Source organism: Amycolatopsis sp. lyj-108 (genome assembly GCF_046549005.1).
Lineage (GTDB): Bacteria > Actinomycetota > Actinomycetes > Mycobacteriales > Pseudonocardiaceae > Amycolatopsis.
Window position 1 is genome coordinate 1 of record NZ_JAJPWQ010000010.1, and the last position, 19,193, is coordinate 19,193.

Genomic DNA, 19,193 nt, shown 5'->3' on the forward strand with positions numbered 1-19,193 from the left:
CAGGAGGCGGTTGCGAAAGCCACTTTCGCAACACGTCTTGACCCGCGAGGCACACCAAGAACCCCATCGGCGCCGCCGTGAAGGCCCTCTTCGCAAGTAGTCACCTACTTGCGCAGGTCCGTGAAGGCCTCCTTGAGGGACCCAGAGTCCCTCAAGGAGGCCTTCACGGAAAGTGCGGCCCGGATCGCGACCACCCACCGCGCAATTAGTCCCCTGGATGCGGTCCTTGCGCGCGCATCCATCGCAAGTAGATGGCGAATTGCGGACGCAAGGAGCGGGCCCGCACCGTGCAGCATCGGTGCGAGCCCGCAGTTCAAGGGGACGTCAGAAGGCCGCGGTGATCCGCGTGAAGTCCCAGTCGTTCTGAGCGATGCCACTGCAGTTCTCGGCGACCCCTCCGTTGGGACAGCCCCGGTCACGGTTGGTCGACCAGAACGCGAGCCTGGCGATCTTGTTGGTCTTGGACCAGTCGGTGATCCGGGTCCAGGTGTCGAGACTCGTCAGTTCCCGCTGGTCCGAAAGACCGTTCATCCCGCTGATGCCGAGGTGGCTGTACGCCGTGGCGTCGTTCCACCCGAAGGTCGACTTCAGCTTGTCGCGCAGGCCGTTCGCCGCCTTGATGGTGTTCCCGTACATGTCCGCGCCACCGCCGAAGTCGAACGGCATGATCGTGTAGACGTCGATTCCGGCGTTCAGCGCCTTCGACTGGTCGATCAGCCGCTGGCCCCAGGAGTTGGGGCCGCTGGTCGTCGTGCCGAAGGTGAGGATGGTCTGGATACCGGGGTTGTTCGCCTTCACGATCTTCAGCGCGTTCAGGACTCGGTCCTGCACCACCGCGTTCTCGAACTCGTCGGTGTTCTCGATGTCGATGTCGATCGCCTTGAGCGCGTAGGCGTCGATCACCTTCTGGTAGGCCCCGGCGAGCGCTTCGGGCGTCGAGCAGTTCGGGCCGAGCTTGTTGCCGCTCCAGCCGCCGAAGGACGGCACGATCTGCCCGCCCGCCGCCTTGATCTGCGCGATCGCGTTCGCGTCGACGCCGCCCTGCAGCGGGCGGCTGCCGTCCCAAGCGGGATTGCACCCACCGGACGACAGGATGAACGCCATCGTGAACCACTTGATCCCGGTCGCGTTCATGACCGTCTGCGGGTTCGGCGGGCTGCCCCAGCCCATGTACAGATACGGCGCGCCACGGCCGCCGGGCGGCGGCGGGGTGCTCGTGGTCGTCGTCGGAGAGGTCGTGGTCGGCGTGGTCGGCGTCGTGGTCGGGCCACCACCGCCCGGATCGCAGGAACCACCGTTGATCTTGCAGTTCGCCGGGGCGACGTAGCCCCCGGAGTACTTGACGTTGAAGCCGAAGCTGGTGGAACCGCCGTTGGAAAGGTTGCCGTTCCAGGTGTTCTTCACTGTCACGTGCTGTCCGGAGACCGAGTAGCTGCCATCCCACAGCGAAGCGATCGAGTGTCCCGCGGGAAGGTCGAATTCGACCGTCCAGGTGGGAAGGCCCGATCCGGAGTTGTTGCTGATCGTGTACTTGCCCTCCCAGCCGGAGCCCCAATCGGAACCCTTGCTGAAGGCGGCGCCGACGCCGCCGGCCGCGGAGGCCGGCGCGATCACGAGGACCGCGCCGGCCGTTGCGGCAGCGGCGGCCAGGCCGACGGCCTGGATCCAAGTCCGCTTGCCCACTGTCAGACTCCTCAGTTCAGGCCGTTGCGCATGGCCGAGACGAGTTCGCCGTTGGAGGTGTCACCACTGAGTTCCCAGAAGAACGCGCCGCCGAGACCCTGGTTCTTGGTCCAGCCCATCTTTCCGTTGATGGTCGCGGGAGTGTCGTAGCTCCACCAGTTGTTGCCGCACTTCGCGTACGCGGTGCCCGCGACGGTGCCGGTCGACGGGCAGCTGTTCTTGAGGATCTTGTAGTCCTCGATGCCCGCCTCGTAGGTGCCCGGTGCCGCTCCGGTCGCGGTGCCGCCCGGTGCGTCCTGCGTGACACCGGTCCAGCCTCGGCCGTAGAAACCGATACCCAGCAACAGTTTGCTCGCCGGGACGCCCTTGGCCTTGAGCTTCTGGATGGCGTCGTCGGAGTTGAAGCCCTGCTGCGGGATGCCAGGGTACGAGGTCAGCGGCGAGTGCGGGGCCGTCGGACCCTGCGCCGCCCAAGCGCCGAAGAAGTCGTACGTCATGACGTTGTACCAGTCGAAGTACGCCGACGCGGGGCCGTAGTCGGCGACGTCGAGCTTGCCGCCGCTGCTGGCGTCCGCGGTGATCGCGGCGGTGACCAGGAACGAGGAACCGAACTTGGTGCGCAGCGCCTGGGCCACGTTCTTGATCGCGGCGGGACCGCTGGTGTCACAGGTGAGACCGCAGGCGTTCGGGTACTCCCAGTCGATGTCGATGCCGTCGAAGACGTCGGCCCACCGCGGGTCCTTGATCAGCTTGTAGCAGGATTCCGCGAACGCGGCCGGGTTCTTCGAAGCCTGGCCGAAGCCGCCGGACCAGGTCCAGCCGCCGAACGACCACAGCACCTTCAGGCCCGGGTACATCTTCTTCAGCTTGCGCAGCTGGTTGAAGTTACCGCGCAGTGAGCCCGCGTCCCACGAGTCCGCGACACCGTCCACACTGGACCCGGCGTCGTAGAACTTGTCGTAGTCGGCGTAGGTGTCGTCATTCGCCGAACAGGAACCGTTGGTGACGTTGCCGAACGCGTAGTTGATATGCGTCAGCTTCGCCGCGGAACCGGAAGTGTGAATGTTCTTCACGTGATAGTTGCGGCCGTAGACGCCCCACTGCACGAAGTAACCGAGGTTCTTCTTCGCGCCGGGGTTGGGGTTCGAAGTCGTGGTGGTCGGCGGGTTGCTCGTGCTGGTCGACGTCGGGGGATTGGACGTCGTGGTGGTCGGTGTGGTCGGCGTCGTGGTCGGGTTGCCGCCACCCGGGTCGCAGGAACCACCGTTGATCTTGCAGTTGGCGGGCGCGGTGTAGGCGCCGGAGTACTTGACGTTGAAGCCGAAGCTGGTGGAACCGCCGTTGGAAAGGTTGCCGTTCCAGGTGTTCTTGACGGTCACGTGCTGGCCGGAGACGGTGTAGCTGCCGTCCCACAGCGAGGCGATCGAGTGCCCCGCCGCGAGGTCGAACTCGAGGGTCCAGTTGGTCAGGCTCGATCCCGAGTTATTGGTGATCGTGTACTTGCCTTCCCAGCCGGAGCCCCAGTCCGAGCCCTTGGTCAGGGTGGCTCCGACGCCACCGGCCGCGTTCGCCGGCACGGTCACCAGACCGACCACCAGCGCCGCCACGGCCGTGAACAGGCCGACCAGATGCCATCTTTTTCTCGACATTTCACTCCTTACAACCCGGTGCAGGGAAATGATCTTGGAGATGATTTCGCTAAAGGGAAATCGGCGACATCGCGTTGCCGCGGCCGGAGCCGGGCAGGCGGGGATGCGTCTTCATCGACCACCTCCACGGGAGAACGCTTTGTTGCGGGAGACGGTACGTGGTCTGGACCAATATGGGAAGCGTCACTACGTAGAGTGGTGATTTTCCTGCGAACGGCCTAATACGTTCGACAGCGTTAATCGTTCACTGGTTCGCTGCCGTTCAGCGGCGGAATTCGTCCATTTCGCCGAGCCTGGCGATATTCGCGGATTCGTCGGGGTCGGGCAGCACGCCGGAAAGGAACACCTCGGTGATTTCGACGGCCACGTCGGGTGCCAGCCGCTTGAGGCTCAGCGCCAGCACATTGGCGTCGTTCCACTTGCGCGCGCCGGCGGCGATCCAGGTGTCCCAGGCCAGTGCCGCGCGGACCCCGGGGACCTTGTTGGCCGCGATGGCCGTACCCGTCCCGGTCCAGCACATCACCACGCCGAAATCGGCCTCGCCCGCCACGACCGCCCTGCCGACCGCCGCGCCGAGTTCCGGCCAGACGTCCGACGTCACCGGGCGGAACACCTCGTGGCCCGCCTCGGCGAGATACGCCTGGACGGCGTCGGTGGTGGCGTTGCGGTCGTCGGCGGCGAAGGCGATCCTCATGTCCGGATCGTAACGCCGCGTCGACGGGTGACGAACCGGAAGTCATGGGAGGATCGCGGCGTGGACTCGTCTGCGGAGGAGCGCCAGGTCCAGCGTGACCAGGAGATCGCACGGACCCGGATTCTCGACACCGCCGCCCGCCTCATCGGCGAGGCAGGCTTCGCCCGGCTCAAGATCGGCATGATCTGCGCCAGGACCGGCTATCCCAGCGGCGTCGTCTACCAGCTGTTCGGCTCGAAGGAGACGCTGGTCCAGCGGCTCGTCGAGTTCGCGGCGGAGAAGTTCGCCGACGTCTTCAGTGCCGCCGTCGCCACCCGGACCGGCGGGCTGACGCCGAGTCCGATGGACATGTTGCGCGCCCTGCTGGACATCTTCTTCGAGCTGCTCACCGACATGCCGCCGCTGAACCGGGCGTTCGTGGTGCTGTGGACGGACGCGACCGTCGGCGATCCCGCGGTGCGGTCGGCGATGACCGAGGCCGATCGCCGGTACCGGTTCGCCATCGCGCAGACCGTCGCCGCCGGGATCGCGGACGGCTCCATCAGCGGCGTCCGCGACCCGGACGCGTACGCGGCCGCGCTCGTGGGGCAGCTGCGCGGAATCGCCGTGGCGGCGATCATCGATCCCGGCGGCATCGATCTGCGTGCCGTCCGCGCGGAGATGGAGTACGCAGTGGACAGACTCGCCTAAACCTTCTTCAGCTCGGCCGCGCCGAAGGAAACGCTGAACCGTTCGCACCAGATGGTCACGCTCGAATACCGCGCCAGATCGGTGCCGGCTGGCAGCGTGTAGTTCTGGCTTCCCTTGTTGCCCTTGAGTTTCCCGGCGCTCACGTACGCGCCGTCGTCGAACACGAACCAGCCGCCCTTGCCGGGGATGACCGGCGCGTCGGTGAGCCAGACCCGCAGATCCGGTCCGTTGCTCGTGTCGAGATCCTCCAGGCGCAGCACCAGTGATCCGTCGGCCGCGCGCAGGATCCGGACGTCGCCGCTGGTCGTGTGCTCGTGACTGATGAGTGCGCCGGTGGCCACGACCGCGGGCTCTTTCGGGGCGGGCGTGGCACTTCCGGAGGTCTGCGTCGTGGGCTGGGCCGACGGCTGGGCCGCGACGGGCAGGGCCTCCTGGACCGTTTCGTTCACCCAGAGCTTCCACGGCTGGAACCAGTAGAGGCCCGCGGCCACCGCCACCACCAGTCCGACCGCCAGTACGGCGAGCACCCGCTTGCGTCTCATGGGGACATTCAACCGCGCGAACCGTCCGGATCGCCCGGTTCGGGCGGTTACCGAACTCTTACGGTGCCGATCGGGCGGGGTCACGGCTGGGTGTCGGTGCCTTGACCCGGGTCACGCCGCTTGACACGATTGCCGAGCTGAAAAGGGCATATCGGACGGAGGCCCTCGATGGGTTCGGCGATGTTTTCCATTCTCCTGCCGATAGCGCTGGCGCTGGTCATGTTCGGGCTCGGGCTGACCCTGACCGTCGGCGACTTCACGCGCGTGCTGAAGTACCCGAAGGCCGCCGTCATCGCGCTGGTGTGCCAGATGATCGTGCTGCCCGTGATCTGCGTCGGCCTCATCATGCTGTTCGGGCTCGGCGGTGTGCTCGCGGTCGGCATGATGCTGCTCGTCGCCTCACCCGGTGGGACGTCGGCGAACCTGTTCAGCCACCTCGCCGGCGGCGACGTCGCCCTCAACGTCACACTCACGGCGATCAACTCGGTGCTGGCCGTGTTCACCCTGCCGCTGGTGGTCGGCCTGTCGATGGCCCACTTCCTCGACGGCAGTGCCTCTGTCGGGCTCCAGCCCGCGAAGTTCGTGCAGGTGTTCGCGATCGTGCTGATCCCGGTCGTGATCGGGATGGCGGTGCGGCACCGGTTCACCGACTGGGCCGAGCGGATGCGCAAACCGGTCAAGATCGGCTCCGCCGTGGTGCTCGTCCTGGTGATCGCGGCGGCGATCGCGCAGGAGTTCCGGACGCTGGTGGACAACATCTGGACGCTCGGGCCGGTGGCGCTGGTGCTCTCCGTGCTGAGTCTCGCGATCGGGTACTACGTGCCGCGGCTGTTCCGGGTGGACCGCGGGCAGTCGATCGCGTCCGCCATGGAGATCGGTGTCCACAACGCCACACTCGCCATCGCGGTGGCGATCTCCGTGCTCGGCGACAAGGCGATGGCCGTACCGGCCGGGATCTACGGCGTGCTCATGTTCCTGCCCGCCGGGATCGCGGCCTTCCTGTTGTCCCGCAGCAAGGTGAGCGCGCCGGTCTGAGTTACGTTGGGGTGTGCCTGGGACACGGATGTACCGGCGGTTCTTCCGGTCTCGACGCGGCGTCGCAGGCACGCATGGTGGCAGCCGTTCTCGACGCGTTGGACGTCGAGGATGTGCTGGTCGCCGGTCATTCCTTCGGTGCGGATGTCGCCTTGGCACTGGCCGCGATTTCCCCGCGAGTCGGTTCCTTGGTCCTGATCGGACAGGCGTGCGAGTCGTCGCCCATCGGCGGTGGACCCGGTTCGCCTCGCGATTCCGGCGGGTGAGCTGGTTCGACGATCCCTTGCAGGACTTGGCCGATCACGCCGTCACCGCGCAGGCGACGGCTTTGGCGTTGCCGTTCTTGGTGATTCTCGGACGGCGGGACCGTTTTTACGACTGTGAAAAGACTTTCGCCCGGTACTCGGCGGTCGGGGATCGTGTGGAGGTCGTCGAGGGCGCCGGGCACTCGCCGTTCTTGGAGCGGCCAGGCGAGGTGGCTCGGTTACTTCGCGAGTTCAGTGGGTCGTGAGTGGTAAGGACACGGCATCCTCACGACTGCGAAAACACTCACGACCCAGACCAGCGCGCGCCGGCGTCACCGATCGCCTTGTCCAGGATCCCCAGCCCTTCCGCCAGTTCGTCCTCCGTCGCGGTCAGCGGGGGAGCGATCCGGAAGACGCCGCCCATTCCCGGCAGCTGCACGATGTTCATGTGCAGCCCCAGTTCGAGACAGCGCCGGGTGACCAGGGCGCCCAGTTCGTCGGAGCTTTGCTTGGTGGCACGGTCCACGACGAGTTCCACGCCGACCAGCAGGCCGCGGCCGCGGATGTCGCCGACGACCGCGTGGCGGGTGGCGAGGTCGTCGAGGCCGCGGCGGAGGAAGGCACCCAGTTCGGTGGCGCGTTCGTCGAGGCGGTCGCGGGTGAGGACGTCGAGCACGGTGTTCCCGACGGCCGCCACCAACGGGTCCGCGACGTGCGTGGTGAAGAACAGGTAGCCGCGGTCATGTGCTTCCTGCTCGATTTCGGCGCTTGTGATCACCGCCGCCAGCGGCAGTCCCGCGCCGAGCGTCTTGGACAGCGTGAGGATGTCGGGGACGACGCCGTCGCGCTCGAAGGCATACCAGTTTCCCGTGCGGCACAAGCCGGTCTGTGCCTCGTCGAGGATCAGCAGCATCCCGCGTTCGCGACACTTCTCTTGCAGAGCGGCGAAATAACCCACAGGCGGCTCGATGATCCCGCCCGAGCTGAGGATCGGTTCGACGACGCACGCCGCGAGGCTGCCGACGGACTGGGCGTCGATCATCTCGAAGCCGAAGTCCAGCTGCCGCTTCCAGTCCAGTTCCCCATCCGGTGTGAGGAAGTCCGGCCGATAGGAATTCGGCGCGGGGATGGCGAAGTTGCCGGGCGCGGACGGGCCGTAACCCTTGCGGCCCGCGCTGTAGGTCGCGCTCGCCGCCGCGTGCGTCATCCCGTGCCACGACCTGGCGAACGACACGATCTCGTGCTTGCCCGTCACCAGTTTCGCCATCCGGATCGCGGCCTCGTTCGACTCCGCCCCGGTAGTCAGCAGCAACGCCTTTTCCAGCGGTGACGGCAAGGTCTCGGCCAGCCGTCGCGCGAGGTCGACGACGGGGCGGCTCAGCATCCCGCTGAACAGGTGGTCGAGCGAGCCGATCTGCCGCCGCACGGTCTCGACGATCTCGGGATGCGAATGCCCGAGGATCGCGCTCATCTGCCCGGAGGTGAAGTCGAGGATCCGCCGCCCGGACTCGGTGAACAGGTAGCTCCCGGCGGCGTGGTCGATGATCTCGCGGGTGAAGTCGCCGGCCCCGGCATAGCGCACGAGGTGCCGGTCGGCGTCGGCCCAGAAACGGTCGGTGGACAGGTCGGTGTGGGGAGCAGCCATGTCTCGACGGTAAAACGGATCCGAGCGACACGTCCAGCTCACGATTCCGGCTGTGCTGTTCGGCCGATCCGTACAACAATGGCGTCCATGCTCAACCCTTGGAGGCTCAGCCTGCTGAGCAGGCTGGAAACGCTCGGCACTGTCCGCGCGGTCGCGAAGGCGGCCAACCTGAGCGCTTCGAGCGTGTCCCAGCAGCTCGCGGTCCTCGAGGCCGAAACGCGGACCCAGCTGCTGGAACGCACCGGCCGCCGCGTCCGGCTGACCCCGGCCGGGCGGATGCTCGCCCGCCGCGCGAGGGAGGTCCTCGACCACATGGACACCGTCGAGGCCGAGCTGCGGGGTCTCGGCGAGGGGCCGGCGGGGCTCGTCCGCCTCGGCGCCTTCCAGAGTTCGATCCACACCATCGCCGTCCCCGCGGTCAACCGGCTGGCGCGCTCACATCCGCGTCTCCAGATCGAACTGCTCGAACTCGAACCGCACGTCAGCATGCCCGCGCTCCGCGTCGGCGACGCCGACGTCATCATCACCACCACGGACTTCGTCGAGCAGCCGCTGGGCCCCGACATCGAGCTCGTACCGCTCGCGACCGACCCGATCGTGCTCGTCGTGCCGCCCGGTCATCCGGCCGCGGGCCGGGGCCCTGCCGACCTCGCCGCCTACGCGAGCGAGCCATGGGCGTTCGACATCCCCCAGTCGTACATGGCGAACCTCGCCACCCGGCTCTGCCGCGAAGCCGGTTTCGAGCCGCGCGTGATCGCCCGGTTCAGCAACTACATGATGACCTTGCAACACGTCGAGGCCGGGCATTCGATCGCTCTCCTGCCCGGCCTCGCCGTCGACCGGCGCTACCGCGTCGTCACCCGTGAGCTCGCGACGCCGGTCGACCGCGCCATCACCGCGGCGATCAGGCGCGGGTCCGCGCCTCGCGCCGCTGCCGACCTGGTTCTCGAGGCGCTCCGGAGTCATCCGGAACTGCCGCTGTGAACCCGTGCCGACGCGCCACCAGCACCACGGCCAGCGTCGGCACGAGCAGCGCCAGGACACCCCACGGGAACGAACCGGCGCCGAAGCCGTCGAGGAGGACGCCGCCGGCGATCCCGCCGCCCGCCATCGCCGCGTTCCACAGGGTGACCAGCATGGCCTGCGCGATGTCCGCCGCGCCGCCCTTGTCGCCCGCTTGCGCGGCCGCGGTCTGCAGCAGTGTCGGGATCCCGCCCCAGCCGAGCCCCCACAGTGCCACGGCGACGTAGACCAGCGCTGGACTTTCGCCCAGCAGAGCCAAAATCGTCGCCCCGAGCGCTACGAGCAGCGTGCTCGCGACGGTCAGCGGGCGCAGCCGCCGGTCGATGAGGAGGCCGACCGACCAGATGCTGACCATCGAGGCCAGCCCGAACATCAGCAGGATCCGATCCACCGAGCCGCCCATCGACACGTGCTGGAGGAAGGCGGCGATGTAGGTGTAGAGGATGTTGTGTGCCAGCACGAACGTCAGCGTCACGAACAGGACCGCGGCCACGCCCGGCACGGCGAGGGTCTTGCGCACCGGGAGCCTGCCGCCCTTGGCCTGCCCGGGGAAATCGGGGACCGCCAGCGTGATCCAGCCGAGCAGGACGACCGCGAGCGCCGACATGAGCGAGAACGTCACCTGCCAGCCGAAGAGGCCGCCGAGGAAGGTGCCGGCGGGGATGCCGAGGGAGAGCGCGAGCGGGATGCCGGTCATCACGATGGCGATCGCCTTGCCCCGCACCGGTTCCGGCGCCAGCCGCCGGGCGTAACCGGTCAGCAGCGCCCAGACCACGCCCGCCGCGATCCCGGCGACGAACCGCGCGCCGAGCGTCAGTGGGTAGTTCGTGGACAGTGCCGTGACCGTGTTGGCGACGGCGAAACCGGCCACGCCGGCCAGAAGCAAACGTTTGCGGCGCCAGCCCGCGGTGGCGGCGGACAAGGGGATCGCGGTGAGCGCGGTGCCGATCGCGTACACCGTCACCAGCTGCCCTGTCGCCGCTTCGCCGACACCGAGGCCGGCGCTCATCGCGGGCAGTACACCCGCGGGCAAGGCTTCGGTGAGGACGGTGACGAACGCCGCCGTGGTCAGCGCGAGTAGGGCGCCGAGCGGGAGTTTCGGAGTCATGATCCGTATGCTCGAACCATCACATAGATGTGAAGGTCAAGTCGTCCGGGGTGAGGTGGCGCACATGCGGATCGGGGAGCTGTCGGAGCGGACGGGGACGTCGCGCCGTCTGCTGCGGTATTACGAAGAGCAGGGTCTCATCATCTCGGAGCGGCAGGCCAACGGCTACCGCGACTACGGCGAGTCTTCGGTGGACCGGGTCATCCAGGTGCGCGGGCTGCTCGACGCCGGGCTGCCGACCAGGATCATCAAGCAGATCCTGCCGTGCCTGGACAAACCCCGGCAGATCTACTTCCCGGACGCGACCAGGGAGATGCTCGAGACCCTGGAGGCCGAACGCGACCGGATGACCCGGCGTGCCGAATGCCTGCTGCGCAACCGGGACGCCATCACCGAGTACCTCGACGCCGTCCGCGCCTACGAGCCGGGCTGAAGGGGACTTTCCCCGCATCCGATGCGGGTAAAGCGCCCTTCACCGCGTCTCATGTGGGGAAAGTCCCCTTCAGCTCCCTCCGGTCTTGACAGGGTGAGAAAGCGCTTTCAGGATGTGGGCAGGAAAGCGCTTTCAAAGGAGAACGGATGACCACGCGGAAACTCGGCGTCGTGATGAACGGCGTCACCGGGCGGATGGGCTATCGGCAGCACCTGGTGCGCTCGGTCCTGGCGATCAGGGAGGCCGGCGGGGTCGAGCTGGCCGATGGGTCGCGGGTCCAGCTGGAGCCGGTTTTGGTGGGGCGCAACGCGGACAAGCTCGAGGAGATCGCCACCAGGCACGGGCTCACCCGCTGGACCACCGACCTCGACGCCGCGCTCGGCGACGACGACCTCCCGCTCTACTTCGACGCGCAGCTGACCGCGGTCCGCGAGAAGTCGATCATCCGCGCCATCGACGCGGGCAAGCACATCTACACCGAGAAGCCGGTGGCCGAATCGGTCGAAGGCGCGCTCGCGCTGGCACGGCACGCCGAGGCGGCCGGGGTCAAGAACGGCGTCGTCCACGACAAGCTGTACCTGCCCGGCCTGCTCAAGCTGAAGCGCCTGATCGACAGCGGCTTCTTCGGCCAGATCCTCTCCGTGCGCGGTGAGTTCGGGTACTGGGTCTTCGAGGGCGACTGGCAGGCGGCGCAGCGTCCCAGCTGGAACTACCGCGCCGAAGACGGCGGCGGCATCGTCGTCGACATGTTCTGCCACTGGAACTACGTGCTGGAGAACCTCTTCGGCGCCGTCAACGCCGTGACCGCGAAGGCCGTCACGCACATCCCGGAGCGCGTCGACGAGAAGGGTGACCGGTACGCCGCGACGGCCGACGACTCCGCGTACGCGATCTTCGAGCTCGAAGGCGGGATCATCGCCCAGCTCAACTCGTCCTGGTGCGTGCGGGTCCACCGCGACGAACTGGTCGAGTTCCAGGTCGACGGCACCAAGGGCAGCGCGGTCGCGGGCCTGCACAAATGCGTCATCCAGCCGAGGGAGGCCACCCCGAAGCCGGTGTGGAACCCGGACCTCGCCGAGACGCGGTCGTACCGTTCGCAGTGGCAGGAAGTGCCGGACAACGAGGACTTCGGCAACGGTTTCCGCGCACAGTGGGAGCAGTTCGTCCGCCACGTCGTGGAGGACGCGCCGCACCCCTACGACTTCATGGCAGGGGTGCGCGGCATCCGGCTCGCGGAAGCCGGTCTGGAGTCGTCACGCGAGAACCGCCGTATCTCGCTGGGCTAACGGCCGAAAACCGCGCCCGGGTCTTCGGCGATCAGCACGGAGATCTCCCGGATCTTGCGGTTCGTGTGCTGTGACGCCTCGGTGAGCCAGCGGAAGGCTTCTTCGGCGTTCAGCTCCAGACGTGCCATCACGATGCCCTTCGCGGTGGCGATGGCGTCCCTGGTCTCCAACGCGGCGACCAGGGTCTCCGCCTGTCGTTCGGCGGCGGCCCAGCGGGACGCGGTCAGGATGATCGCCGAGATCGCCGAGGTGAACATCGCGACCAGTGCCGCCTCGACCGGGTCGAAGGCGTTCTCCTCGAAGCTCCAGACATTGAGGGCGCCGGCCAGCGACTCGGTCTCGCGCCGCTTGATGTGGGAGTCGTCGGGGACGAACAGCGGACAGGACAGCGAAGTCCGCACGCCGAGCTGTTCGGCCGCGGCCGCGAAATCCGGCCAGCGTCCGGCGGTCTCGCCGTCCAGCCGGGTCCGGACGATCGTGCCGCTTTCGGCGGCTTTCAGGCAGGGGCCTTCGTCCGCGCTGTACTGCGCCTTGTCCAGGGGCAGCAGCGAGTCGTCGGTGACGGCGACGGTGCTCGGCTCGTCGCCCGAGTACAGGGTGACCGTCGCCCCGTCCGCGCCCGGCAGCAGGCCGACCACCTTCTTCGCCACCCGTTCCAGCAACTCGTCGCGGGGCTCGTCGAGCCGCATCGACTCGGTGAGCTCCCGCAACGCCGAAGCGGTGTCGCGAAACTGATCCATCATGGCCCTTTCCCTCGGACGGCGGATTTCACCGACCACCAGAACGTACTCGTTCCCGTCAGCCGGGCATTGGCCGATTCGGACTAACCCGTGGGCGGTGGCCCGCCGGTTCGGTGGTCATCAGGCCTTCGCCGCGGGTGAGCCCCGGCAGCTGCTGTTCGAACTCGGTGACCTCCCCAGCGGGCAGGACGCCCGTCAGTTCCGCCCGGTCGCCACGGGCCGCCGAACCGGTGACGGTCCCACCGCGTTCGACCAGCCGGGACAGCGTCGCGGTCACCGAGCCCGCGGGCAGTTCCACCTCGATCCGGCTGACCGGTTCGAGCACCTCGGTCCCTGCCTCCCGGAGCGCTTCCCCGAGCACGAGCGGAGTGGCCTTGCGGAAGTCGCCCGCCGCGTTGACCGGGCTGAAGTAACCGGTGTGGGTGACGGTCACCTCACAGTCGATCACCTCCCTGTCGGAGGGGCCCCGCCGCAGCGTCGCGTCGACGGTCTCCTCGATGGCCTTGTGGAAGGCGAGCGGGAGGGAGCCGAGTTCGACGTCGAGGCCGTGCTGTGTGGCGAGTGTCTCCGCGATGATCTCCTTCCGCACCTCGCCGTAGAGCCGCACCGAGATCCGGCGCGTCTCGTCGTCCTGCCGGACGGTGATCAGCGGATCCTGTTCCGCCAGTTCCTGTAGTGCGCCGAACACGGACGCCGTCTCGGCGGGCCGGGCCGGGGTGACCACGGTTTCCAAGGCGGGCGGTGGGAACTGCGGTGACCTTGGCGATCCGCCCGGCCCGCGCGCGGGTCTCGACGGTTTCGTCGCCGATCTCGGAAACGCGCACCGAGCTCACTTTCGCCTCCGTCGTGACCGTCCCGTCCTGGCCGCGGCGATGGAACCGGACGTGGTCCCGCGCGCCGATCTCGCCGGAGAACACACGGACGTAAGCGATCTTCTCGTGCACGCGGCCGCGCTCGATCTTGAACACGGTGGCGCGCAGCCGGTCGTCCGGCACCGGTTTCGCCGCTCCGGCAAGGAATTCGCGGATACCGGCGGTCAGCTCGGCGATCCCTTCGCCGCTGCGCGCGGAACCGAAGAAGACGGGGGAGACGACGCCGAGCCGGGTCTGCCGGACGACTTCGGCCCAGTAGACCTCGGCCGTCACCGTGTCTTCGAGATACGCGGCGAGGAACGTGTCGCTGTGCTCGGCGAGCTGTTCGGCCAACGCGGGCGGCGGTGAGACCGGCCGGATCTTCGCGGCCGCCGTGCCGATGTCGCCGACTTCGGACGGCACGCAGGTGGCCGTCGAGCACCCGCAGCGCACGTTCGACCTCGGCGATGAAGTCCGGGTGGCCAGGGGTGTCGATCAGGTTGACGTGCAGCTCGCCGATGCGGAAGGCGACCACTGCCGAGCGGATGGTGATGCCGCGACGGCGTTCCAGCTCCATCGTGTCGGTGCGGGTGTCCCCGGCGTCGACGCGGCCGAGGGTCCCGATCGCGCCGGTGTGGTGGAGCAGGCGCTCCGTCAGGCTCGTCTTACCGGCGTCGACGTGGGCGAGAATTCCGATGTTCAGGTGATCCATGGATGAACGGCTCCAAGGCTGTCGAAAGGTCCGTACGGCTCGGGGACTCGACAGCTCGGCGCACGCCGTTCTCCATCTTCTGAGGGAAACACCTGGTCAGGCCGGACGTTAGCAGCGTGTTCCGGCCGGTCACGCGATTTAGGGCCGGGCGTTGACTTGCGCCGCCTCCTGGGCTGTAATTCTTGAACATTTCAGCGCAAGAACATGACAAGAGTCAGGAAGATTCCGCTCAGTCCCCTCCCGGAACAGAGGAATGTCATGAGAACGAAGCGCCTTCTGACGCGTGCGGTGACGTTTGCCGCCCTGTCCCTCCTCCTCGCTCCACCCGCCATCGCGGCGAACGGCGCCCCAGTGCCGGCCGCCGTCGTGACTCCCGCCGCCGCCGAAGCCGCCGACGCGACGTACACCGCCAGTAGTCAGCTGTCCGGCTATGCCGTGTCGAACGTCGGAGACGGCAACCAGGCCACCTACTGGGAAAGCAACAACAACCAGTTCCCGCAGTGGATCCAGGCCGACCTCGGCGCGGCGACGAACATCGCCCGGCTCGTGCTCAAACTGCCCTCCGGCTGGGAAGCCCGCACCCAGACCTTCGCGGTGCAGGGCAGCGCGAACGGCACGAGCTTCAGCGACCTCGTGCCCTCGGCCGGGCACCGGTTCGACCCGGCGACCGGCAACACGGTCACCCTCGACGTCACCGGGAACACCCGGTTCGTGCGGCTGAACATCACGGCCAACACCGGATGGCCCGCCGCCCAGCTCTCGGAGTTCGAGGTGCACGGCCCGGCGGGCGGGGACACGCAACCGCCCTCCGCGCCGGGGAATCTCACCTATACCGAGCCTTCGAGCGGCAAGATCCGGCTCACGTGGTCGGCATCGACCGACAACACCGGTGTCACTGGCTACGACGTGTACGCCAACGGGCAGCTTCGCGGCAGTGTCGCGGGTGATGTCCTGACCTACACCGACGACCAGCCGGACAGCGCGACGGTCGCGTACGCCGTGCGCGCTCGCGACGCGGCGGGCAATCAGTCGGCGAGCAGCGGCACCGTGACCAGGACAGGTACTCGGGCCGGGACGAATCTCGCGCTGGGTAAACCGATCACGGCGTCCTCGGTGCAGCACGGTTACGTCGCGGCCAACGCCAACGACGACTCCGTGACCACCTATTGGGAGGGCGCGGCGTACCCGAACCAGCTGACCGTGGCGCTCGGGTCCAACGCCGACCTCGACCGGGTCGTGGTCAAGCTCAACCCGGATCCGGCCTGGGCACAGCGCACGCAGACGATCGCCGTCGAAGGGCGTGACCAGGGCGCGGCCGCGTTCACCACGCTGGTGCCCGCGCAGACGTACACCTTCACTCCTTCGAGCGGGAACACCGTGACGATCCCGGTCGGTGGCCGCGCCGCCGACATCCGCCTGCGGATCACCGCCAACTCCGGTGCCCCCGGCGGCCAGGCCGCGGAGTTCCAGGTTTTCGGCGTTCCCGCGCCGAACCCCGACCTCACGGTCTCGGGCGTGTCCTGGTCGCCTCAGAATCCGGTGGAGACCGACGCGATCACCGTGTCGGCGACAGTCCGCAACGCCGGGACGGCGGCCTCGGGTGCGACGGACGTGAACCTGTACCTGGGCACGACGAAGGTCGGCACCGCACCGGTCGGCGCTCTCGCGGGGGGAGCGTCGGTGACGGTGTCGGCGGACATCGGCACCAGGGAGGCGGGCAGTCACCAGCTCACCGCGAAGGTGGACGAGGCCAACGCCGTCATCGAGCAGGACGAGAGCAACAACTCCTACACCGGTTCGGCGGCACTCGTCGTCAGCCCGGTGCAGAGCTCCGACCTCGTCGTGGCCACCGCTTGGTCGCCGAACAACCCGACGGCGGGTGACACCGTGACCTTCACCGCCACGGTGCGCAACCAGGGCACGGTCGCTTCGGCGGGCGGCGCCCACGGCGTCACGGTGACGATCGCCGATCAGAACGGCGCCGTCGTCAAGACGCTCACCGGCTCGTACACCGGCGCGATCGCCGCCGGGGCCACCGCGCCGCCGGTGAACGCCGGCACCTGGACCGCCGGAAACGGCCGGTACACGGTCAAAACTGTTGTCGCGAACGACGCCAACGAGCTGCCCGCCAAACAGGGCAACAACGCGAGCACGCAGGCGCTGTTCGTCGGCCGCGGCGCGAACATGCCCTACGACATGTACGAGGCCGAGGACGGCGTGGTCGCGGGCGGTGCGTCCGTGATCGGCCCGAACCGCAAGATCGGTGATCTCGCGGGCGAGGCGTCGGGCCGCAAAGCCGTGACGCTGGACACGACCGGCTCCTCGGTCGAGTTCACCACCCGCGCGGCCACGAACACCCTGGTGACCCGGTTCTCGATGCCGGACGCCGCGGGTGGCGGCGGGCAGAACTCGACGCTGAACGTCTACGTCGACGGCACGTTCCTGAAAGCCATCGACCTGACTTCGCGCCACGCCTGGCTTTACGGCCCCGAAGCGGGGCCGAACAACTCGCCGGGTTCCGGGCCCGCTCGCCACATCTACGACGAGGCCAGCATGCTGCTCGGCACCACGGTGCCCGCCGGGCACCGGATCAAGCTGCAGAAGGACGCCGGCAACGGCTTGAACTACGCGATCGACTTCGTGAACTTCGAGCTGGCCACCGCGGCCGCGAACCCCGACCCGGCGCGCTACGCCGTCCCGGCCGGATTCACGCAGCAGGATGTGCAGGCCGCGCTGGACAAGGTCCGCCAGGACCCGAACCTCACCGGTGTCTTCCTTCCGCCGGGGCAGTACCCGATGAGCGGCAAGGTCACCGTGTACGGCAAGCCGGTCACGGTGCTCGGCGCCGGGCCCTGGTTCACCAGGTTCACCGCGCCCGCCGGACAGGAGAACACCGACATCGGGTTCGACGCCCAGGCGAGCGCGAGCGGTTCGACGTTCGGCGGGTTCGCCGTGTTCGGGAACTACACCTCACGCATCGACGGTCCGGGGAAGGTCTTCAACTTCACGAACGTCACGAACATGACGATCGACGACATCTGGGTGGAGCACCAGATGTGCCTGCTCTGGGCGACCAATGTGGACAACACGACGGTGAAGAACTCGCGCATCCGCGACATGTTCGCCGACGGCGTCAACTTCACCAACGGCAGTACCGGAAACCGGGTCACCAACAACGAGGCCCGCTCCACCGGTGACGACAGTTTCGCGCTGTTCGCCGCCACGGACCTCAACGCCGGCAACCAGTACGACAACGTGTTCGAGAACCTGACCGTACTGCTTCCGTGGCGCGCGGCCGGGCTGGCGGTGTACGGCGGGCACAGCAACACCTTCCGCAACCTCTACATCGCGGACACGCTGACGTACTCGGGGATCACGATCAGCTCGCTCGACTTCGGCTACCCGTTCCTCGGGTTCGGCCCGCAGCCGACGACCGTCCAGAACGTCTCGCTGGTTCGCGCCGGCGGCCATTTCTGGGGACAGCAGACGTTCCCCGCGATCTGGCTGTTCTCCGCGTCCAAGGAGTTCCGCGGCATCCGGGTGTCCGATGTGGACATCCAGAGTCCGACGTACAGCGGCATCATGTTCCAGACCAAGTACACCGGCAACCGGCCGGAGCACCCGGTCGAGGACACAGTGCTGACGAACGTGTCGATCACCGGCGCGCACCGCAGCGGTGACGAGTTCGACGCGAAGTCGGGGATCGGGATCTGGGTCAACGAACTGCCGGAACCGGGCCAGGGCCCGGCCGTCGGCTCGGCGACGTTCACCGGGCTCACCCTGAGCGACAACGCCGAGGACATCAGGAACAAGACGAGCACGTTCACGATCAACCGCAACTGAGTGCGTGGCGCCCGCCGGGAGCAGGTTTCCCGGCGGGCGGCCCGGGTATGCGGGTGCTGCCCCATTCCCGAAGAGAGGCCATGCCGTGCGCGATGCCGGATATGACGTGGTGATCATCGGTGCCGGACCCGCCGGGTTGACCACCGCGCTGGTGCTCGGCCGGTCCCGGCGCAGCGCGCTGGTGGTCGACGGAGGCGCGGGCCGCAATTCGACGGCCGCGGGGGTGCACGGGCTCTTGGCCTGTGACGGGATGAACCCGGACGCGCTGCGGGCCACCGGTCGCGAGCAACTGGCGGAGTACCCGGAGGTCCGCCTGCGCGAGGGCCGGGTCCGCGCCGTCGACGGCGGATGCGGCGGGTTCACGGTCGTGTTCGAGGACGGCGATCAGGTGGCCGCGCGCCGGATCGTGCTGGCCACCGGAGTGATCGAGGACCTGCCCGGGATCGCCGGGCTGGCCGAGCGCTGGGGGAAGAGCGTGCTCGGCTGTCCGTACTGCCACGCCTGGGAATTCCGGGACCGGCCCTTGGCCGTCCTGGCCACCGAGGGGCGGCAGGACGTGATGTTCGCCGCCCAGCTGGCCCGATGGAGCCCGGATGTCACCTTGTGCGCCAACGGTTTCACGTTGTCCGCCGAAGACAAGGCACTCCTGGGCAGGCGTGCTGTCCGGGTGCGCCGAGAGCCGGTGCGCAGTGTGGAGGGACCCGAAAACGAGGTCGAACGGATCACCTTCCGCGAAGGCGACCCGGTGGAATGCGCGGCGGTGTTCCTGCACGCCACCACGCGGCAGGCCGACCCGCTGGCCGGGAAACTGGGCTGCGTGCTTCAAGACGACGGCACCGTGCGGATCGACGATGTCGGCTTCACCGGCGTACCGGGCGTGTACGCCGCGGGTGACCTGGCCCGGCGGGAATCGTGCCCGCCGGGCATGACGTTCGTGGTGACCGCGGCCGCCATGGGTTTCGTGACGGCCACCGCGGTGGATCACGAACTGTTCCGGGAAGAGCTGGACTGAAG

At 68.1% G+C, this 19,193-nt stretch carries 16 protein-coding genes and 1 pseudogene; 9 read left to right on the plus strand and 8 right to left on the minus strand.

What is annotated here, in order from left to right; genetic code table 11:
- Positions 1-324: 324 nt before the first annotated feature.
- The 3 genes from ACLJO0_RS30685 to ACLJO0_RS30695 all read right to left on the minus strand — a co-directional run bounded on the left by ACLJO0_RS30685 (position 325) and on the right by ACLJO0_RS30695 (position 4,026).
- Positions 325-1,683, minus strand: a complete 1,359-nt coding sequence (locus ACLJO0_RS30685) for a cellulose binding domain-containing protein (RefSeq protein WP_410582251.1) — start codon at positions 1,681-1,683, stop codon at positions 325-327.
- 11 nt (positions 1,684-1,694) lie between these two features.
- Positions 1,695-3,332: a glycosyl hydrolase family 18 protein gene (locus ACLJO0_RS30690; RefSeq protein ID WP_410582252.1), complete on the minus strand. Its 1,638-nt coding sequence runs from the start codon at positions 3,330-3,332 to the stop codon at positions 1,695-1,697.
- A gap of 262 nt (positions 3,333-3,594) precedes the next feature.
- On the minus strand, positions 3,595-4,026 hold the full coding sequence (locus ACLJO0_RS30695) for an RpiB/LacA/LacB family sugar-phosphate isomerase (RefSeq protein ID WP_410582254.1): 432 nt from the start codon (positions 4,024-4,026) through the stop codon (positions 3,595-3,597).
- Between the two features lie 60 nt (positions 4,027-4,086).
- Here ACLJO0_RS30695 and ACLJO0_RS30700 point away from each other — a divergent pair, with 60 nt between their 5' ends.
- A complete protein-coding gene (locus ACLJO0_RS30700) occupies positions 4,087-4,716 on the plus strand; it encodes a TetR/AcrR family transcriptional regulator (protein WP_125792306.1) in 630 nt (209 codons plus the stop codon).
- Here the strand turns inward: ACLJO0_RS30700 and ACLJO0_RS30705 are convergent.
- A complete protein-coding gene (locus ACLJO0_RS30705; protein ID WP_410582256.1) occupies positions 4,713-5,258 on the minus strand; it encodes a DM13 domain-containing protein in 546 nt (181 codons plus the stop codon). The genes ACLJO0_RS30700 and ACLJO0_RS30705 overlap by 4 nt on opposite strands.
- A 168-nt stretch (positions 5,259-5,426) precedes the next feature.
- Here ACLJO0_RS30705 and ACLJO0_RS30710 point away from each other — a divergent pair, with 168 nt between their 5' ends.
- From ACLJO0_RS30710 to ACLJO0_RS30720, 3 genes are all read left to right on the plus strand, one after another.
- A complete protein-coding gene (locus ACLJO0_RS30710) occupies positions 5,427-6,293 on the plus strand; it encodes a bile acid:sodium symporter family protein (protein ID WP_410582258.1) in 867 nt (288 codons plus the stop codon).
- Positions 6,294-6,367: 74 nt separating this feature from the next.
- A complete protein-coding gene (locus tag ACLJO0_RS30715; protein ID WP_410582259.1) occupies positions 6,368-6,559 on the plus strand; it encodes an alpha/beta fold hydrolase in 192 nt (63 codons plus the stop codon).
- Positions 6,502-6,804 (plus strand): alpha/beta fold hydrolase, encoded by a 303-nt coding sequence (locus ACLJO0_RS30720; protein WP_410582261.1) that lies wholly within the window; start codon positions 6,502-6,504, stop codon positions 6,802-6,804. Before ACLJO0_RS30715 ends, ACLJO0_RS30720 begins: the two co-directional genes overlap by 58 nt.
- A gap of 38 nt (positions 6,805-6,842) precedes the next feature.
- Here ACLJO0_RS30720 and ACLJO0_RS30725 read toward each other — a convergent pair whose 3' ends face one another.
- Entirely contained in the window at positions 6,843-8,183 is a 1,341-nt protein-coding gene (locus ACLJO0_RS30725) for an aspartate aminotransferase family protein (RefSeq protein WP_410582262.1), read from the minus strand.
- A gap of 87 nt (positions 8,184-8,270) precedes the next feature.
- Here ACLJO0_RS30725 and ACLJO0_RS30730 point away from each other — a divergent pair, with 87 nt between their 5' ends.
- Positions 8,271-9,167, plus strand: a complete 897-nt coding sequence (locus tag ACLJO0_RS30730) for a LysR family transcriptional regulator (protein WP_410582263.1) — start codon at positions 8,271-8,273, stop codon at positions 9,165-9,167.
- Here ACLJO0_RS30730 and ACLJO0_RS30735 read toward each other — a convergent pair.
- Positions 9,088-10,314: an MFS transporter gene (locus tag ACLJO0_RS30735; protein WP_410582264.1), complete on the minus strand. Its 1,227-nt coding sequence runs from the start codon at positions 10,312-10,314 to the stop codon at positions 9,088-9,090. The genes ACLJO0_RS30730 and ACLJO0_RS30735 overlap by 80 nt on opposite strands.
- Before the next feature lie 64 nt (positions 10,315-10,378).
- Between ACLJO0_RS30735 and ACLJO0_RS30740 the strand changes: the two genes are divergently transcribed.
- Entirely contained in the window at positions 10,379-10,747 is a 369-nt protein-coding gene (locus tag ACLJO0_RS30740) for a MerR family transcriptional regulator (RefSeq protein WP_410582265.1), read from the plus strand.
- Between the two features lie 146 nt (positions 10,748-10,893).
- A complete protein-coding gene (locus tag ACLJO0_RS30745; protein WP_410582267.1) occupies positions 10,894-12,033 on the plus strand; it encodes a Gfo/Idh/MocA family protein in 1,140 nt (379 codons plus the stop codon).
- On the opposite strand, the gene ACLJO0_RS30750 is transcribed toward ACLJO0_RS30745, so the two are convergent.
- Positions 12,030-12,773 carry a GAF and ANTAR domain-containing protein gene (locus tag ACLJO0_RS30750; RefSeq protein ID WP_410582758.1) on the minus strand — a complete coding sequence of 248 codons (744 nt, stop codon included), beginning with the start codon at positions 12,771-12,773 and terminating at the stop codon, positions 12,030-12,032. The two genes, ACLJO0_RS30745 and ACLJO0_RS30750, sit on opposite strands and share 4 nt — an antisense overlap.
- 58 nt (positions 12,774-12,831) lie before the next feature.
- A pseudogene (locus ACLJO0_RS30755) lies at positions 12,832-14,336 on the minus strand (GTP-binding protein).
- 258 nt (positions 14,337-14,594) lie between these two features.
- On the opposite strand from ACLJO0_RS30755, the gene ACLJO0_RS30760 reads away from it, so the two are divergent.
- Positions 14,595-18,179, plus strand: coding sequence for a discoidin domain-containing protein (locus ACLJO0_RS30760; protein WP_410582269.1), 3,585 nt, complete (start codon positions 14,595-14,597; stop codon positions 18,177-18,179).
- 85 nt (positions 18,180-18,264) lie between these two features.
- Entirely contained in the window at positions 18,265-19,191 is a 927-nt protein-coding gene (locus ACLJO0_RS30765) for an NAD(P)/FAD-dependent oxidoreductase (RefSeq protein ID WP_410582270.1), read from the plus strand.
- Positions 19,192-19,193: the final 2 nt, after the last annotated feature.

Coding starts and splice junctions, on each gene's coding strand:
- ACLJO0_RS30695 (WP_410582254.1), bottom strand. CDS start 4,026: ATGAGGATCGCCTTCGCCGCCGACGACCGCAACGCCACCACCGACGCC.
- ACLJO0_RS30710 (WP_410582258.1), top strand. CDS start 5,427: ATGGGTTCGGCGATGTTTTCCATTCTCCTGCCGATAGCGCTGGCGCTG.
- ACLJO0_RS30715 (WP_410582259.1), top strand. CDS start 6,368: ATGGTGGCAGCCGTTCTCGACGCGTTGGACGTCGAGGATGTGCTGGTC.
- ACLJO0_RS30725 (WP_410582262.1), bottom strand. CDS start 8,183: ATGGCTGCTCCCCACACCGACCTGTCCACCGACCGTTTCTGGGCCGAC.
- ACLJO0_RS30750 (WP_410582758.1), bottom strand. CDS start 12,773: ATGGATCAGTTTCGCGACACCGCTTCGGCGTTGCGGGAGCTCACCGAG.
- ACLJO0_RS30730 (WP_410582263.1), top strand. CDS start 8,271: ATGCTCAACCCTTGGAGGCTCAGCCTGCTGAGCAGGCTGGAAACGCTC.
- ACLJO0_RS30740 (WP_410582265.1), top strand. CDS start 10,379: ATGCGGATCGGGGAGCTGTCGGAGCGGACGGGGACGTCGCGCCGTCTG.
- ACLJO0_RS30690 (WP_410582252.1), bottom strand. CDS start 3,332: ATGTCGAGAAAAAGATGGCATCTGGTCGGCCTGTTCACGGCCGTGGCG.
- ACLJO0_RS30735 (WP_410582264.1), bottom strand. CDS start 10,314: ATGACTCCGAAACTCCCGCTCGGCGCCCTACTCGCGCTGACCACGGCG.
- ACLJO0_RS30745 (WP_410582267.1), top strand. CDS start 10,894: ATGACCACGCGGAAACTCGGCGTCGTGATGAACGGCGTCACCGGGCGG.
- ACLJO0_RS30760 (WP_410582269.1), top strand. CDS start 14,595: ATGAGAACGAAGCGCCTTCTGACGCGTGCGGTGACGTTTGCCGCCCTG.
- ACLJO0_RS30705 (WP_410582256.1), bottom strand. CDS start 5,258: ATGAGACGCAAGCGGGTGCTCGCCGTACTGGCGGTCGGACTGGTGGTG.